Genomic DNA, 17,980 nt, shown 5'->3' with positions numbered 1-17,980 from the left:
CTTGATTTTACTAAAATCAAGGCTTTTTTATTATATTCAACGTTTATTTATCTATAAGAAAAACCGAATCCCATAGAGATTCGGCTTTAATTATATTGTGTTTGAAAATTATACTTTCTGTATTATAACTTACGCTAATTCCGCACGTAATTTTTTGGTTACATCCACCATCACTTTTAATTGGTCGATGGTTTCTGTCCAACCACGTGTTTTTAAACCGCAGTCTGGGTTTACCCATAAGCGTTCTTTTGGAATGACATTTAATGCTTTGCGTAATAAATGTTCCACTTCCGTTGCTGTTGGTACGCGAGGGCTGTGAATATCGTAAACACCTGGGCCAATATCATTTGGATATTTGAAATCTGCAAATGCCGTTAATAATTCCATATCTGAACGTGAAGTTTCGATGGTAATTACGTCTGCATCTAATGCCGCAATAGCAGGTAAGATGTCGTTAAACTCGGAATAACACATATGTGTGTGAATTTGTGTATCATCTTGCACGCCCATTGAGCTTAAACGGAATGCTTCGCCAGCCCATTGTAAGTATGCGTCCCAATCTGCACGTTTAAGTGGTAAACCTTCACGAATTGCTGGTTCATCGATTTGGATGACTTTAATGCCCGCTGCTTCTAAATCTAACACTTCATCAGATAATGCCACACCGATTTGTTTACATACGGTTGAACGTGGAATATCGTTACGCACAAATGACCATTGTAAAATAGTCACAGGGCCTGTAAGCATTCCTTTCATTACACGGTTAGTTAAACTTTGTGCATATTGTGACCAACGTACTGTCATTGGCTCAGGACGAGTCACATCACCGTAAATCACTGGTGGTTTTACACAACGTGAACCGTAGCTTTGTACCCAACCAAATTTAGTGAAGGCAAAACCATCTAATAATTCCCCGAAATATTCCACCATGTCGTTACGTTCCGCTTCACCGTGAACTAACACATCTAAATCTAATTCTTCTTGGCGACGCACTACATATTCGATTTCTTTTTTCATCGCTGCTTCGTAATCTGCAAGGGATAATTCACCTTTTTTAAAGCTCGCACGGGCGTGACGAATTTCAGTCGTTTGCGGGAATGAACCAATGTTTGTGGTTGGTAGAAGCGGTAAATTTAACCATGCATTTTGCTTAACAATACGTTCTGCAAATGGCGATTTACGTTGATCCGCACCTTTTGGCAAGTTTGCTAATCGTTCTGCCACTTCAGGGCGATGAATTTCTTTTGATGTTGCGCGTGCATCTGCTGCCGCTTGGCTTGCATCTAATGCCGCTTGTACAGACGCTCTACCATGATTTAAGGCTTGTTTTAATACATTTAATTCTTCTACTTTTTGTAGCGTGAAAGATAACCAGCTATAAAGTGCGGTATTTTTTTCTTTTAGTTGTACTTCCACTTCTAAATCAAATGGGGTGTGCAATAATGAACAGCTTGGTGCAATCCATAAACGCTCGCCTAATTTTGCTTTTAATGGCTCTAATACATCTAACACTTTGTTTAAGTTTGCACGCCAGATATTACGGCCTTCAATCACACCAGCTGATAATACTTTGCTGTAATCTTCAAATGCTGCAAGTTGTTCTGGTGCACGAACTAAATCTAAATGTAAGCCCGCAACAGGTAAAGCTTTTAATAACTCAGCGTGTTCTGCAACGGAACCAAAATAAGTAGCTAATAATAATTTTGCATTCACTTTGCTTAATTCAGCGTAAACAGATTTATAAGCTTCAACCCATTCTGCAGGTAAATCTAATGCTAATGCAGGTTCATCAATTTGAATCCACTCTGCACCTTCTGCCACCAATGCGTTTAAGATTTCAACATAAACAGGCACTAATTGATTTAATAAATCGAAACGGTTAAATGTTTCGCCTTTTTCTTTACCTAACCATAAGAATGTTAATGGACCAACAATCACTGGTTTGAAGTTTAAGCCTAACGCTTTTGCTTCACGGATTTGGTTTACATAATGTGCTGGATTAGCTTTGAATTGTGTATTTTTATGAAATTCAGGCACGAGATAATGATAGTTCGTATCAAACCATTTGGTCATTTCAATCGCAAATTGATCTTTGTTACCACGTGCAAGTTGGAAATATTGATCAAGGGTTAAATTTTGACTATCAAAACCAAAACGAGCAGGAATTGCTCCTGTTGCCACTTGTAAATCTAAAATATGATCGTAGAACGTGAAATCGCCCACTGCAACGAAATCTGCATTCGCCGCAGCTTGATGTTTCCAGTTTTTTTCACGCAATGCTTTCGCTAAATCTAATAAATCTTGTTCAGATAATTCTTTACGCCAATAACGTTCTTGTGCAAATTTTAATTCACGTTTTGCCCCTACACGAGGAAAGCCTAAGATATGTGCTGTTGTCATAATAACTCCCACTTTAAAGTAATTTTCTTAATCATTTAGACGGCTAAACGTCTATACCAATATAGAATGCTTGATCTTTATTTATTATGCAAACTTATTATTTTCAGGATTTGCATTAAATAAATTCATAATTAAACATTCCCCTATTTATTAAATAACAATGAATCAATTCAACTAATTTATCCCCTTAAAGCTAATCTCGCTTATGACTTAACAACCACCAAATCATCACAATGAAAAGCAAGCTCGGGATCAATGCGCCGAAAATGGCTGGAATACCATAAACCACGCTCATTTGTCCTAAAATTTCATTAACGACATAAAATAAGAATCCTACACAAATCCCAGTAACTATCCTTGCGCCTGCTGTCACGCTGCGTAGCGATCCAAAGATAAAAGATAAGGCTAATAACATCATTACGCCAACGGATATAGGCTGGAAAATTTTACGCCAAAACGTGAGTTCAAAACGACTCACATCTTGCCCTGTTTCACGCAGAAATGAAATGTAATGATATAAACCAGAGATAGATAATGATGTCGGGCGCAAAGAAACCGCACCTAATTTATCTGGCGTTAAACTAGTTTCCCAAGTTTCTAATAAATGATTCGTTGTAATGATTTCATCTTTTGTAATCGTTGAATGATTAACTTGACGCAATGTCCATTTAGCTTCATCTTCAGAATAACTCGCTTGGTTTGAATGTTTTAATTCTGTTAAATTATGCTGTTGATCAAAGGTATAAATATAAATATCGTCTAATTTTGCATCATCCGTTACCCGCCTAACAAATACAAAATTATTACCATCTTTCGCCCACACGCCATTTTTTATTGAAAGTATAGAACCACCAGAAAGAGCCTTAGCGCGCATATCTCGTGCAAATTGTTCTGTTTGTGGAATTCCCCACTCCCCAATAATCATTGTAAATACTACTAATGGTAATGCAGTTTTCATCACGGCCATTCCAATTTTAAAGCGAGAAAATCCTGCTGATTGCATAACAACAAGTTCGCTTCTGCTAGCAAGATTACCTAGTGCAATTAATGCACCAAGCAATGTTGCCATAGGAAAGAAAGTTTCAATATCTTTAGGCATAGTTAAACCAGTAAAAATTACCGCTTGCCAAATATCATAAGTGCCTTTACCTACACTACGAAATTGTTCGACAAATTTAATAATCGCCGACAATCCCACTAAAGTCATTAAAGTAGCAAAAATCGCGCCAAGAATACTTTTTCCAATATAACGATCAAGGGTATTTATCATTTTGCCGATCCTTTCTGACTAAATAAATAGCGAAATTTATACATTATTTTACTGTCCCAGCTATTCAACACCACCGCAAGTAAGAAAAATCCGATATTAACAAGCGGCATTAAGAGTTCAGCCTCTAATTTTCCCGCTGCACCTGCAGATTTAAAAGAGCTTTGTAACAAGAAATAAATTAAATAGAGTAAAAGTGCGGGTAAAATTTTGGCAAATCTACCTTGTCGAGGATTTACGCGACTTAATGGTACAGCAATCAATGCCATTAATGGCACTGCCAAAATTAAGGTAATACGCCAATGCAATTCAGCTTTCGCAGAAGAAGAATCTAAATCGATAAGTTGAGATAATGTTAATTCTGCTGCTTCATCATTGGTATTTTCTGCTGCTTGATAACCTAAATAGGCACGATATTCATCAAAATGTGTAATGCGAAAATCTGGCAAAACAGAAGTTCCTTCAACCCTTTTTGTATTTTTCAAATTTAATACTTGATCGCCATTTGGTAACGCAATTAATTCCCCTTTTTCAGCCGTTACCACTGAAGGTTTTGTTTGTTTTTGAGGAGTCATTTGAAATAAATAAACATTGCGGATTTGGTTATCTTTAATCTTATCAATAAATAACACAACGTTATTGTTGTTGGTAGAAATAAACTGACCTGAAGACAGCACGCCAACGGTTGGATTAGCCTTTGCATCTTCCACTATATTCACTTGTTTTTGAATTGCCCAAGGCGAAAGCCATAATGCGTTATAAGCGGCAATACCTGCTGTTAATAAAGACATAATCAATGCCACTTTAACCAAAATCCGTTGCCCCACACCGCACGCGCGCATCACTGTGATTTCACTTTCAGCGTAAAGGCGACCAAAAGTCAGTAAAATTGCAATAAATAAACATAGCGGCAACATCAACTGAGCCATTGTCGGCATTCCTAAGCCTAATAAAGAGAAAACCAAATCAGCTGGCACATTCCCATTTGCCGCCGCACCTAATACACGTACAAACTGCTGACTAAAAAAAATCAATAGCAAAATTAGTAAAATTGCGATTTGGCTTTTGAAAACTTCTTTTATTAAATATCGAATTAAAATCATCTTATTTCGTTTGTTTTTCTAAATCTAAACGGGGGAAAACTGGATAAAATCGGTCGCGTATGATACCTTATTTTCGCTGAATTAAACAGAAATTTAAGGATAACAAATGAAATATCAAGCAAAAAATACCGCACTTTCTCAAACCACTGATTGCATTGTTTTAGGCGTCTATGAAAATAATGAATTTTCAAAAAGTTTTAATGAAATCGATCAATTAACCCAAGGCTATTTAAACGATTTAGTGAAATCAGGTGAGCTAACTGGAAAATTAGCCCAAATCGTTTTACTTCGTGATCTTCAAGGTTTATCTGCTAAACGCGTATTAATCGTTGGCTGTGGCAAAAAAGGAGAACTCACGGAGCGTCAATATAAACAAATCATCCAAGCTGTATTAAAAACGCTAAAAGAAACCAACACGCGTGAAGTTGTTTCTTATTTAACTGAAATTGAATTAAAAGATCGCGATCTTTATTGGAATATCCGCTTTGCCATTGAAACGATTGAACACACTAATTATCAATTTGATCATTTCAAATCTCAAAAAACGGAAGCCTCTGTTTTAGAATCCTTCATCTTTAATGCGGATTGCGAACAAGCACAACAAGCCATTGCTCACGCCAATGCCATTAGCTCAGGCATAAAAGCAGCACGCGACATCGCAAATATGCCGCCAAATATCTGCAACCCTGCTTATCTTGCTGAACAAGCAAAAAATTTAGCAGAAAATTCTACCGCACTTGCATTGAAAGTTGTGGATGAAGAAGAAATGGCAAAACTTGGAATGAACGCTTATCTTGCCGTCTCAAAAGGCTCTGAAAACCGTGCTTACATGTCTATTTTGACATTCAATAATGCGCCAGATAAAAACGCCAAACCAATTGTACTTGTCGGCAAAGGATTAACCTTTGATGCGGGCGGTATTTCACTTAAACCTGCCGCTGACATGGATGAAATGAAATATGACATGTGTGGGGCTGCCTCTGTCTTCGGCACAATGAAAGCCATTGCAGAGTTGAATTTGCCTTTAAACATTATTGGTGTTTTAGCTGGTTGTGAAAATCTGCCAGATGGCAATGCTTATCGCCCAGGCGATATTCTGACTACCATGAACGGTTTAACCGTAGAAGTGCTCAATACCGATGCAGAAGGTCGCTTAGTCCTTTGTGATGCCCTTACTTATGTTGAACGCTTTGAACCAGAGCTTGTTATTGATGTTGCAACCTTAACGGGGGCTTGTGTGGTTGCCCTTGGCCAACACAATAGCGGATTAGTTTCTACAGATAACGCTCTTGCCAATGCACTACTCCAAGCCTCAACAGAAACTACTGACAAAGCGTGGCGTTTACCATTAAGCGAAGAATATCAAGAGCAATTGAAATCGCCTTTCGCCGACCTTGCCAATATTGGGGGTCGCTGGGGGGGCGCAATTACTGCTGGTGCATTTTTGTCTAACTTCACGAAAAAATATCGCTGGGCACATTTAGACATTGCAGGTACGGCTTGGTTACAAGGCGCAAATAAAGGTGCAACTGGTCGCCCAGTTTCGCTATTAACCCAATTTTTGATTAATCAAGTTAAATAACCAAAAAACGAGGCACACGTTGCACCTTTAAATCGATTACTCTGCTAATTCGGTTTGCTCGTGTGCCATTAGTTCCTGACCCACATCATCAAGCAAACTTAAATAACGTTCATATTGTTTCAACATATCAGCAATCAATTCATCTTGATCCATATATTGAACATCGTAACCGACTCGTCCATCAAAAAAATAAGTGTAAGGTTCATAAGTAGTGCTATGCTGAATGTGCGGTAGATTTTCATCGTTAATTAGTTGCTCTGACACTTCTCGCCCAACAGATTTAATACCATACATAAAATCTCGCATTGATTCTTTATGAATTACCAATTCCAAAGCTGGCTCTTCTTGTTCAAATAATCTGTTGATTTCTACACTTAAATTATATTTTCCTGTTAATTCTTGACGTAATTCTCGCATAGCGGGTAACGCCGTATTTTTAAGAAAACGTAAAATATCTTTCTCTTGCGTTTGGTTCATCATTTGCTCTAAATGTGATTTCCATTTATCGCCGCTCCAGAAAATGCTAGTTGGATTGACTTTAGTAGAAAAATATTTTTTATCCGCAATTAAGCCTTTCCATAAACTAAAACACATTACCAACATTAATAAAGCAAAAGGCAAGGCAACAATTAATGTCATTGTTTGCAAATTAGCAAGTCCACCAGACTGCATAAGCACAATTGCAACAACAGACATTAAAGTTCCCCACATTATGGCTTGCCACGCAGGCGAAGCTAAACTTTTATCACGAGATGCAATGTTATTTAACACATAAATGCCTGAATCCGCTGAAGTGATAAAAAACAATGAAATCACTAATAAACTCACAAAGCCTGTTACTGTTGGCAAAGGCAGATAATTTAAAAATTTAAATAATAAAATTTCTGGGGAAGAAATAAATTCGCCAAGCCCGCCCGCAGCAATGCCATCATTTAGCCATACTGCTGTATTACCAAAAACAGTAAACCATAAAATACCAAATAAACTTGGAATAACTAATACACCAAAAATAAATTCACGGATAGTTCGTCCTTTAGAAATACGGGCAATAAATAAACCCACAAACGGAGCCCAAGAACACCACCAAGCCCAATAAAGCACAGTCCATCCACTAAACCAGCTAGTATGTTCTTGTTCATAAGCATAGGTTTTAAAACTGAGTTGCACTAAATTGCTGAAATAATTCCCCATATTGTCGCTAAATGCAGATAAAAGGTATAACGTAGGTCCTGCAATTAAAACAAAGAGAAGTAAACAAAATGCTAAAGTTAAGTTAATTTCACTTAATATTTTCACGCCTTTTCCAACACCAGAAATAGCAGAAAACACCGCTAAACACATCACCACAACAATAACGCCAACTTGTAAACCAAAGCTGTTCTGGCTTATCCAACCTATTTGTTCAAGTCCTGCACCAAGCTGTGATGAACCGAAACCTAATGTAGTAATAATCCCAAACAATGTGGCAAGTAATGCCATAACATCAATCGCATCGCCGATTTTGCCATTAATACGATCTTTTAATAAAGGATAAAAACAAGAGCGCAACGCTAAAGGTAATTTATAACGAAACCCAAAATAAGCTAATGCTAAAGCAATGGTGCCATATACTGCCCAAGCGTGAATGCCCCAGTGGAACAGAGTATGAAGTAAAGCCTCTTGTTGTTTATGTTCTGCAGAACCTGCTGTAATGTCAGAAAGATAATGGGTTAATGGTTCTGCTACGCCAAAAAACATCAACCCCACCCCCATTCCAGCGGCAAATAACATTGCAAGCCAAGATAAGAAACTAAATTCAGGTTCTTCTTCATCCTGCCCTAATTTTATATTGCCAAGACTACTTACTGATAAAATTAATAAAAATCCTAAAAACACTGAAAAAGTGAGTACATAAAACCAACTAAAATTAGCAAAAATACCACTTTTAGCTTGATTCAATAATGCTTGAGTTTGCTCTGGCGCAATAAAAATCATTGCCATCAGTAACAACACAAAAAATAATGTAACGCCAATTACCAAAGGATTAAATGACGTTCTCTTTGCCATAAATTGAGATAAAGACAAACTTTTCCCCTTAACGATTAAGTGAATAGATTTAATAAAAATTGCCTAGAGGCAAAAATGTGTAATGGAACCACTACAAAGGACAGCACATAGAAGTGCGATTTTGAAGGAAACGTTCAGTAGGAATTGAAGGATTGTTTCCAAAAACTTGTATATATTAACAAAATACAGTCATTATTTCAAATTAGCGAAAGCTAAAGTGAAAAGTGCGGTAAAATTTACAAAATAATTTACCGCACAAATATCATTTATTTTAAAGCCATTTCTACAAGTATATTATTGCTTTTAAGCCAATTCTTTGACTTTCTTTTATTACATTTTCTAACCGCACTTTAAATCCGTGTAATTCCGCAATTCGCATAACAATAGAAAGCCCCAAGCCACTGCCCTTTTCATTTTGCCCAGCTGGACGATAAAAACGCTGACCAAGTTTTTTCAAATCTTCAGGCTCAACGCCGCCACCATTATCTTCAATAATAATCTGAGAAGATGCAATTTTTACTGAAACGGTTGTTTCTTCTGGACAATATTTAATGGCATTGTCGAGTAAATTTCTAAGCATCAATGAAACTAAAATTGATTGCCCTTGTTTTTGCTTTGGTTCAGATTCTTTCTCAAAAACCAAGGTAATTTTACGTTTTTCTGCCACAAAATAACGCTCAGAAATTAATGATTGAACAATGGCTTCCCAATCAAGCGGCTGTAGTGTTTCTAAGGCTTGCAAATTATCCAAACGAGAGAGCGTTAATAATTGTTCAATCAATTGCGAAGCCCGATCAATGCCTTGCGTTAAATGTAAAAGTGCTTGTTCTCGTAACGCTATATCATCGCCAGCGAGTTGCGCAACTTCAGTTTGAATACGCAATGCCGCCAATGGACTACGTAATTCGTGAGCTGCATCAGAAGTAAAACGGCGTTCTCGTTGCAGCATAGCTGAAGTGCGGTCAAAAAATTGATTTAAATTTTTTACTAAGGGTAAAATCTCAACGGGTAGCCCCTCCGTATTCAGCAATGACACATCGCCAGATTTTCTCCTTTGCACTTCTTGGCTTAAACGTTTAATTGGTCGAAGTTCTTTATGAATCAACCATCCTAAAACGATAATCAAAATAGGCAAACTGGCAAACCAAATCCACATTTGCCCAAAAATCATTTCTTCAATTAAATCTTCACGGTAATCTAATTCTTGCCCTACTGCGATAAATAATTCTCCATTAGCTGCCGTACGCCAAAAAATTCGCCATTTATCGTCATCATCATAAATATTCGCATTATGAAACCCCGTTTTATTATTAAAAATAAAACGTTTTCCATTTCGTCCATCACTAAATAAAAGTTTCCCTGTTTTAGAAAAAATAGCAAAGGCTAAGGCATCATCGTCATAACTTTTTTTTAATGCCGACTGTGAATTTTTATCTAGCTTTGTGCTAGATTCCAACAAAATAGCACTTAAATCAGAATTAGCGAGCCGTTCGGCAAAGAGAACTTGTTGTGCATCAAAAACTTTATTCACATCGTGACGTACTTGCCACCAAGCCACCAGCGTAGAACCAAACCAAACTAAAAGTGCGGTTAAAGAAAGCACAGAAATAAGACGCAAAGTAATGCTTCTATTTTTCATTTTTCAACTTGTCCTAAAGCATATCCAACACCGTGTACCGTGCGAATAAATTGTTTCCCCAATTTTTGGCGTAAATTATAAATATGCACATCCAATGCACCACTGCTAATTTCTTCATCCCAACTGGATAATTTTTCTTCAATCGATGTGCGAGACAACACACGATCTTTATTCAACATAAATAATTCTAATAATTTATATTCACGGCTTGTTAAAGAAATAGGTTGATTATTCAGCCAAACGAAACGTTGATTCTGATCGAGCTTAACCCCAGACTGTTCTATCACAGAATGATGATGTCCATAACGACGACGAATAAGGGCTTGTAAACGTGCGGCGACTTCAGCCAAAGCAAAAGGCTTGCAAAGATAATCATCTGCACCACTTTGTAAACCTTTAACTCGTTCATCTAAAGTATCGCGAGCAGTCAAAATTAATACGGGAACATCTTGATGATTAGATCGCCATTGTTGCAATACATCTAATCCATCAAGTTTAGGCAAGGTTAAATCCAATACCACCGCATCATAAGGCGCAGAGGTTAAAGCAACCATTCCTGTTTTTCCATCGGTAAACCAATCCACCGCAAAACCAAGTTTAGTTAAACCAATCTGTAACCCATTGCCGATTAGATTATCGTCTTCTATCAATAAAATTCTCATAAAAAATTGACCGCACTTTATAAACAAAAATAGCGAGCTAACGCCCGCTATCTTCAAAGATAATTATTCTGCTTTTTCAACGCGCAATACATCAAGTTCTGCTTTCTCAAAGGCTTCGTTATCCAATTTTCCATAAATTTTCACTTTATCCTTTGAATCTACGTTTAAACCATTCCAAACGCGTTTTTTGATTTCAATCTTGATTTGCCCTGTCCCATCAGTAAACCAAAATTCATCGTCATCAATTTGTTGTGTAATATTACCCACCAAAGTAATCATTGAATTATCAGCCGCAGATAAAGCTTGTTTTACGCTAATTGCAGCAGGGGCTGTTTGTTGAAAACCACCTTGACTATTATTGCCATTAAAACCAGCAAATGCTGAAGTGGTTGCTAATGCGAAGATTGTTGCTAATGCAAATTTTTTCATGACGTTTCCTTTTTAAGTTAGTTAATTTCAAGCACCATTGCTTGGATGTGTGTATTAAAACAAATAAATCTTAATAAAAGATTAAGAGGACTATACTTTTTTGGTAAGACTTTATCAAGGCAATTTCGCGACCACTGCATAGCCTTCAATTAAGCCGTCCACTTCATAAGAAGCATTTGCAGTAATAAAAGCAGCCTCGCCTTCTTTCAAAGAAAGTGCGGTCGTTTCTGAGCGTAAAACTACCCCAACGGGATAGCACTTAAATTAGCCTGGGGTATACTTACCCTAGGTAACTATAATAAATAAAAAATCCGCACAAAGGCGGACTTTTTTTTATCGTAAACAAATTATTTCTTTAAGGCTAATACCACTGATTCTCCAGCCACTACTTCGCCTGATTTTTTTACGATACAAGAAATTTCATCCATATTTGAAATTACGATTGGTGTTAAGACAGATTTTGCTTTTGATTCTAATAAAGGAAGATCAAATTCAATCACGGTATCACCACGCTTAATAGATTGACCTTCTTGTGCAATACGAGTAAAGCCTTCGCCTTTCAACTCAACAGTATCAATACCAAAGTGTACAAATAATTCTACGCCTTCTTTTGATTCCATTGAAAAAGCGTGATTGGTTTCAAAAATTTTACCAATCACACCATCCACTGGCGCAACGATTTTGTTACCAATAGGACGAACAGCAACACCATCGCCAACGATTTTTTCAGAGAAAACCACATCAGGAACATCTTCAATATTAACGATCTCGCCAGAGATCGGTGCATAAATTTCAACTTCCACAGATTTGTTTTCTTTTGAACCAAATAACTTGTCAAATAAGCCCATTTTAATCTCCTATCCATTCAAGATGGCTGCTATTTTAACGTAAAATCAAATACTTTTGTTTAATTTAATGAATTTTCCAGCAAAAATTCTTCAATTAATTGATCAATTTCTGCAGCGGTCGGTTTTTGTAATGCGGCATCAGCAAGCGCTTTTGCATCTTGGAAATTTACATTACGGATTAATTTTTTAATGCGAGGTACAGAAATCGCACTCATGCTAAATTCATCTAATCCCATACCAAGTAACAATAAAGTCGCGCGTTCATCCCCTGCTAATTCCCCACACATTCCCGTCCATTTTCCTTCTGTGTGAGAGGCATCAATCACTTGTTTAATTAAACCAAGCACTGAAGGGTGCATTGGATTATAAAGATGGGAAATAAACTCATTACCGCGATCTACAGCCAAAGTATATTGAGTTAAATCATTAGTTCCGATACTAAAGAAATCTACTTCTTTTGCTAAAAATTTTGCATTTACTGCGGCAGAGGGGGTTTCGACCATTACACCAACTTGGATATTATTATCAAACACTCTCCCCTCTGCACGTAATTCCGCTTTTAATGTTTCAATAACCGCTTTTAATTCTCGAATTTCTTCTACAGAAATAATCATCGGGAACATCACAGCCAATTTACCAAAGGCTGAAGCACGTAACACCGCACGTAATTGTGCATTTAAAATTTCACGCCGATCTAACGCAATACGAATCGCACGCCATCCCAAGAATGGATTCATTTCTTTTGGTAAATCTAAATATGAAAGCTCTTTATCGCCACCAATATCCATCGTACGAAGCACGGTTAAACGTCCGTTCATAGCTTCTACCACTTGTTTATAGGCAATAAATTGTTCTTCTTCTGTGGGAAGCTGCTCACGATCCATAAATAAAAATTCAGTTCGGTATAGCCCAATCCCTTCCGCCCCATTACGTTCTGCCCCGTCACAATCACGGATCGTCCCAATATTCGCGGCAACATCAACCTTATGTCCATCCAATGTGATTGCAGGAAGATCTTTTAATTTAGCTAACTCTGCTTTTTCCTCAGAAATTTTCGCTTCGAGTGCTTTTAATTCATCAATTTGAGATGCCGTTGGATTAATATAAACTTGATTATTTATCGCATCTAAAATTAAGTAATCGCCCGTATTGACTAATTTAGTCACTTTATTTGTACCAACAATCGCTGGCAATTCTAAAGAACGCGCCATAATCGAAGTATGGGAAGTTCTGCCACCAATATCAGTGACAACCCCTAATACTTTTTCGAGATTAAGTTGGGCGGTTTCTGAGGGAGTCAGATCATAAGCAACAAGAATAGATTCTTCCTGAATATCGCCAAGATCAACAATGTGCATGCCCAAAATATTTTTAACTAAACGGTTAGCAATATCCCGAATATCGCCTGCACGTTCTTTCAAATATTCATCATCAATTTCAGATAACATTGTCACTTGTTGATCTAAAATTTTACTCGCTGCAACACCTGCATTCACTTTATTTGAACGAAGATAATCAAGAATTTCTTCTTCTAATTCTTCATCCTCAAGAATCATCAAATGCCCTTCAAAGATTGCGGCTTTTTCTTCGCCTAAAGAAATTAATGCGCGTTCTCTAATTGAATTAAGTTGTTCTACCGCAGCAGCACGCCCTTCATAAAATCGAGCGACTTCTTCATCAATTTGATCATCTGTAATTTTTTGCGTATCAAGAACAATCTTTTCTTCTTTAAGAACAAGTGCCTTACCAAAGGCAATACCTGGGGATGCGAGAATGCCAGAAATCATAGATACCTTCCGAAACTATTAACAAAGTAATAAATAAACAATAGCCATAAAATTTCACAATTTTATGGCTAAGTAAGAATTATTCTAAAGTAGGAATTAACGCGACTAAATGTTCAACTGCCTGTTGCTCGTCTTCTCCATCAGCAGAAATGGTAAGTATTGTTCCCTGCGTTAAAGCTAATGTTTGCAACTTAAATAAGCTCTTTGCACTTGCACTTTTTCCCCCAGAGGTTACTGTAATTTCAGAAGAAAATGCTTTCGCTTCTTTCACAAATTGTGCGGCAGGGCGCGTGTGTAAACCGTTTGGCGCAATAATTTCCACATCTTTTGAATACATAATGCTACCTCGACTAATCAATGATTAAAAATATAAAACCAGAAAATTGCCCTAGTATCCTTTTTCAAAACAAAATAATCAAGAATAAACACCAAAAAGCCTGAATTAAATCATAAAAAAGGGCAAATAGTTTATTTATTATGCACAATCACAATCGTTAAACTGCTGAAAAATGACGTTGTGATTTTGTTTCACTTAAACTTTCAATTAATCGATGATAATTATCATAACGAACAGGCGAAATTTTCCCTTGCTCAACGGCTTCACGTAACGCACACCCTGGATCGCTCAAATGTTTACAATCACGGAATTTACAGGTGCCCAAAACATATTGAAATTCTCGATAGCCTTTTGTGATTTGCTCTGCATCTAAATGCCAAAGCCCAAATTCTCTAATTCCGGGCGAATCAATTAAATTACCGCCTTGTGGCAAATGGTAAAGACGTGACGATGTCGTGGTATGCTGTCCCAAGCCTGATGTTTCGCTCACATCCCCTACTTGAGCATTTACGCTAGGCAAAATATGATTAATTAAACTCGATTTACCAACACCAGATTGCCCAACAAAAATCGCCGTGCCTTGTGCCAAAAGTGCGGTTAATCTTTCCATATTTTCACCGCTCTTTGCTGAAATCATTAAAATCTCATAGCCAATATCTTGGTAAATTTTAAGTTGTTCTTCAATTTCTTGACGCTGTTCCTGCGTCAATAAATCCACTTTATTCAAAACAATTAATGGCTTGATTTCGGCTATTTCACACACAACAAGATAACGATCGATAATATTTAAGGAAAGCGTTGGCAATACTGCTGATACAATAATAATACGATCAATATTCGCCGCAATGGGTTTCAAGCCATCATAATAATCAGGGCGGGAAATTTCATTTTCTCTAGGATGAATCGCCTCAATCACGCCACTCACACCTTGTAATTGTTCATTGCCTTTACGCCAAACAACTTTATCTCCTACCACCAAACTCGACAGGGTACGACGCAAATTACAACGATAAATTTTGCCTTGTTCATTTTCAACATCTGCGTGAATAGAATAACGTGTGACCACAACGCCTTCTTGCGATTCGCCCAACATTTCATCTGACCATTCAATGTCTTTTTTCTTATGGCGATGTAATGTTTTCGCATTATTCGATTGAATTCTTCTGGTTTGGTTTTGAGTTAATTTACGTTTAGCCATAAAAGTGCGGTCGTTTTTTCCCTTGTTTTTGGTAAAATGAAAAAAATTTTTGCATAGGATACCTGATATTATGCCATTCGATAAACAAAATCTTATTTGGATTGATTTAGAAATGACCGGTTTAGATCCGGAAAAAGAACGTATTATTGAAATTGCCACTATTGTGACAGATAAAAATTTGAATATTTTGGCAGAGGGCCCAGTATTAGCGGTTCATCAGTCTAATGAATTACTCAATAAAATGAATGATTGGTGCCAAAAAACTCACAGTGAAAACGGCTTAATTGAACGCGTAAAAGCCAGTAAACTTACCGAACGTGCAGCAGAATTACAAACCTTAGACTTTTTAAAAAAATGGGTGCCGAAAGGTGCGTCGCCAATTTGCGGTAACAGCATTGCCCAAGATAAACGCTTCTTAGTGAAATATATGCCTGATTTAGCCGATTATTTTCATTATCGCTATTTAGATGTAAGCACATTAAAAGAACTTGCAGCGCGTTGGAAACCTGAAATTTTAGAAAGCTTTAAAAAAGAAAATACCCATTTGGCTCTTGATGACATTCGAGAATCCATTAAAGAGCTAGCTTATTATCGCGAACATTTCATCAAATTAGATTGACGAAAACTTCAACAAAAAAATTTCTTTTTATGAAATTGCCCTTGCAAGCCCTAAAAATATTTGTATAATACTACCCCATTCACTGATGTGAACTGCGGGAATAGCTCAGTTGGTAGAGCACAACCTTGCCAAGGTTGGGGTCGCGAGTTCGAGCCTCGTTTCCCGCTCCAGATTTCAATCCCTAGCCAAAAGGCTGGGGATTTTTTCTATCTACAAAACATATCGCCCAAACTCTAAAGTGCGGTGAATTTTCTCAAAAAATAAAGGCTTGTGATTTAATAACACAAGCCTTTATTTTTATGCTTTTTTCAACCGTTTTGCACGGCGTTTCATTCTTCTGACCCAACGGGTAATTCGCCACGCACGCGTAATTGAATAGACATAAAGGAAAAATAAAATGAAAAAGCCGACAAACATCGCCCATTCATTCACATAATAAATTTCCCCTAAAATACCGATAGTTGCACAAACTGCCGAAACAAGCGTAATCAATAAAAAGGCTTGTCTTGATGTTAAACCTGCTCTCACCATTAAATGATGAACGTGTAAACGATCTGGGCGGAATGGACTTTTACCTTTACGTACACGGCGATAAATAATCGCAACCATATCAATCAAAGGAATCGCAATGATCCAAAGTGCGGCTACTGGATTCATAGGATGCCCTTTTCCTTGCGTACTCAATAACAAAATCCAAATAATGGTAAAACCAATTAATGTACTCCCCGCATCGCCCATAAACACCTTATATTTCGGTCCAAATGGAATCCCTAGATTTAGCATCAAATAAGGTAAAATCGACAGGATTAAAGCAAAGCTCCAATGTGCCATATCCATTTGCCCATCTCGATACATTAAAATACCAATTGCCGCAAAAGAAACGCAAGAAAGCCCACCAAGCAATCCATCAATACCATCAATCATATTAAAGGCATTAATAATCGCGATAGTGGCAAATACAGTGATAATCAGCCCAATAGAACCTAGCGTTAATTGGAAAGGCCCTAAAATTTGACCAAGATGATCAAGATAAACATTCCCAAGATCGATCATTAAAATCGCCAATATTGCTTGAATGCCTGCTCTTAAAAAAGGGCTAATATCAAAGCGATCATCTAAAATCCCAATCGCCAATAAAACAAAAATACTGAACAAATAGAGATACGGTAATCGAAGCTGATCCCATTCCATTAGGTAATAGCAAAGATTACCAACAAAAAGCGACACGCCACCGATTAGCGGAATTGCGCCTTGATGACGTTTACGATAATTTGGCTTATCAACTAATCCAATCCAATTGGCAACTGGTCGCATCACAATCAATGTTAAAAACGAGCCAAGAAAAGTAACAAAAATACTCAACATAATGTGATCCTAAAAATTTTTTGCAAAGGATAACATAAGGCAAATTTACCTAGAAATATATTTTTCAAGAACCACTATTTTTCACTTCAACGCCACTGTTTTTATATTTAAATTTAACAGCTCCCCCCAAGTAGTTTATAAGGACATCAAATATAATTTGTTTAGTACAACAAGAAAGATATCAACCTTATGAATAGCTACACATATTGCCTTATTTAACCGTTAAAAAATCAAGAAAGTGTTTCAGTTAGGTTATAAATTCAAAGTATAATGACGACTCGTTTTTAGTTTGACAATTCAGTAGATACTAAAAATATATTGCCAAACAAAAATTTTGGCGTCTTCTATAAATCAATCTAGAGATTATTATATGAAACTGACAAAAACATTTCTCACTAGCGCATTGTTAGCTACTTCAATTTTTTCTGTTCAATCTACGGCTTAGGCAGATACGCCAGAACAGAAATTTCAACAAGGCTTTGAAGCTGCTAATAAAGGAGACTATCAAACTGCCCTCAAACTTTTGCAACCTTTAGCTGCACAGGGACATGCAAAGGCTCAATTTAATTTGGGGACGATGTATCACAATGGAGAAGGTGTTAAACGTGACCTTTCAAAAGCTAAAGAATGGTTCCGTAAGGCTTGTGATAAGGGTAATAAAAGGCTTGTGATACTTTAAAAATGTAGCGAAATCATTT

Annotated in this window: 16 protein-coding genes and 1 tRNA gene; 4 read left to right on the top strand and 13 right to left on the bottom strand. The window is 37.0% G+C overall.

Features of this window, described 5'->3' with window-relative positions:
- Window positions 1-129 precede the first annotated feature (129 nt).
- From metE to lptF, 3 genes are all read right to left on the bottom strand, one after another.
- Window positions 130-2,400 (bottom strand): 5-methyltetrahydropteroyltriglutamate--homocysteine S-methyltransferase, encoded by a 2,271-nt coding sequence (gene metE / locus ACPT9C_RS05375; RefSeq protein ID WP_050949434.1) that lies wholly within the window; start codon window positions 2,398-2,400, stop codon window positions 130-132.
- A 193-nt stretch (window positions 2,401-2,593) separates the two neighbouring features.
- Window positions 2,594-3,670 carry an LPS export ABC transporter permease LptG gene (lptG, locus tag ACPT9C_RS05370; RefSeq protein ID WP_050949435.1) on the bottom strand — a complete coding sequence of 359 codons (1,077 nt, stop codon included), beginning with the start codon at window positions 3,668-3,670 and terminating at the stop codon, window positions 2,594-2,596.
- Entirely contained in the window at window positions 3,667-4,770 is a 1,104-nt protein-coding gene (gene lptF, locus ACPT9C_RS05365; protein ID WP_005664886.1) for an LPS export ABC transporter permease LptF, read from the bottom strand. Before lptF ends, lptG begins: the two co-directional genes overlap by 4 nt.
- 106 nt (window positions 4,771-4,876) lie before the next feature.
- On the opposite strand from lptF, the gene ACPT9C_RS05360 reads away from it, so the two are divergent.
- Complete coding sequence (locus ACPT9C_RS05360) at window positions 4,877-6,352, top strand: leucyl aminopeptidase (RefSeq protein ID WP_032823616.1); 1,476 nt, start codon at window positions 4,877-4,879, stop codon at window positions 6,350-6,352.
- Window positions 6,353-6,388: 36 nt separating this feature from the next.
- Here the strand turns inward: ACPT9C_RS05360 and ACPT9C_RS05355 are convergent, their stop codons facing one another.
- From ACPT9C_RS05355 to rsgA, 9 genes are all read right to left on the bottom strand, one after another.
- Entirely contained in the window at window positions 6,389-8,416 is a 2,028-nt protein-coding gene (locus ACPT9C_RS05355; RefSeq protein ID WP_050949436.1) for a BCCT family transporter, read from the bottom strand.
- Window positions 8,417-8,681: 265 nt separating this feature from the next.
- Window positions 8,682-10,037, bottom strand: a complete 1,356-nt coding sequence (gene qseC / locus ACPT9C_RS05350; protein WP_005689743.1) for a quorum sensing histidine kinase QseC — start codon at window positions 10,035-10,037, stop codon at window positions 8,682-8,684.
- Complete coding sequence (locus tag ACPT9C_RS05345; protein ID WP_005688031.1) at window positions 10,034-10,699, bottom strand: response regulator; 666 nt, start codon at window positions 10,697-10,699, stop codon at window positions 10,034-10,036. Before ACPT9C_RS05345 ends, qseC begins: the two co-directional genes overlap by 4 nt.
- Window positions 10,700-10,762: 63 nt before the next feature.
- On the bottom strand, window positions 10,763-11,128 hold the full coding sequence (locus ACPT9C_RS05340; RefSeq protein WP_005688032.1) for a YgiW/YdeI family stress tolerance OB fold protein: 366 nt from the start codon (window positions 11,126-11,128) through the stop codon (window positions 10,763-10,765).
- Window positions 11,129-11,242: 114 nt separating this feature from the next.
- A complete protein-coding gene (locus ACPT9C_RS05335; protein WP_005689745.1) occupies window positions 11,243-11,338 on the bottom strand; it encodes a hypothetical protein in 96 nt (31 codons plus the stop codon).
- A 137-nt stretch (window positions 11,339-11,475) separates the two neighbouring features.
- Window positions 11,476-11,976, bottom strand: a complete 501-nt coding sequence (crr, locus tag ACPT9C_RS05330; RefSeq protein ID WP_005688036.1) for a PTS glucose transporter subunit IIA — start codon at window positions 11,974-11,976, stop codon at window positions 11,476-11,478.
- Between the two features lie 59 nt (window positions 11,977-12,035).
- Complete coding sequence (ptsI, locus tag ACPT9C_RS05325) at window positions 12,036-13,763, bottom strand: phosphoenolpyruvate-protein phosphotransferase PtsI (RefSeq protein WP_050949437.1); 1,728 nt, start codon at window positions 13,761-13,763, stop codon at window positions 12,036-12,038.
- Between the two features lie 79 nt (window positions 13,764-13,842).
- Entirely contained in the window at window positions 13,843-14,100 is a 258-nt protein-coding gene (ptsH, locus tag ACPT9C_RS05320; RefSeq protein ID WP_005654341.1) for a phosphocarrier protein Hpr, read from the bottom strand.
- A 157-nt stretch (window positions 14,101-14,257) separates the two neighbouring features.
- Complete coding sequence (gene rsgA / locus ACPT9C_RS05315; RefSeq protein WP_050949438.1) at window positions 14,258-15,298, bottom strand: small ribosomal subunit biogenesis GTPase RsgA; 1,041 nt, start codon at window positions 15,296-15,298, stop codon at window positions 14,258-14,260.
- Between the two features lie 70 nt (window positions 15,299-15,368).
- On the opposite strand from rsgA, the gene orn reads away from it, so the two are divergent.
- Both orn and ACPT9C_RS05305 read left to right on the top strand, forming a co-directional pair.
- On the top strand, window positions 15,369-15,917 hold the full coding sequence (gene orn / locus ACPT9C_RS05310; protein WP_111688984.1) for an oligoribonuclease: 549 nt from the start codon (window positions 15,369-15,371) through the stop codon (window positions 15,915-15,917).
- Between the two features lie 94 nt (window positions 15,918-16,011).
- A tRNA-Gly gene (locus ACPT9C_RS05305) sits at window positions 16,012-16,087 on the top strand.
- Window positions 16,088-16,214: 127 nt separating this feature from the next.
- On the opposite strand, the gene wecA is transcribed toward ACPT9C_RS05305, so the two are convergent.
- Entirely contained in the window at window positions 16,215-17,282 is a 1,068-nt protein-coding gene (gene wecA, locus ACPT9C_RS05300; RefSeq protein ID WP_050949439.1) for a UDP-N-acetylglucosamine--undecaprenyl-phosphate N-acetylglucosaminephosphotransferase, read from the bottom strand.
- A gap of 577 nt (window positions 17,283-17,859) precedes the next feature.
- On the opposite strand from wecA, the gene ACPT9C_RS05295 reads away from it, so the two are divergent.
- A complete protein-coding gene (locus tag ACPT9C_RS05295; protein WP_230304901.1) occupies window positions 17,860-17,961 on the top strand; it encodes an SEL1-like repeat protein in 102 nt (33 codons plus the stop codon).
- The last annotated feature ends 19 nt before the right edge of the window (window positions 17,962-17,980 follow it).

The sequence above is a fragment of the Haemophilus sp. HN_Hi16 genome (assembly GCF_049823435.1).
Classification (GTDB): Bacteria; Pseudomonadota; Gammaproteobacteria; order Enterobacterales; family Pasteurellaceae; genus Haemophilus; species Haemophilus influenzae_D.
Note: the sequence above shows the minus strand (reverse complement) of the source record. Positions and strands in the feature narration are given on the sequence as shown.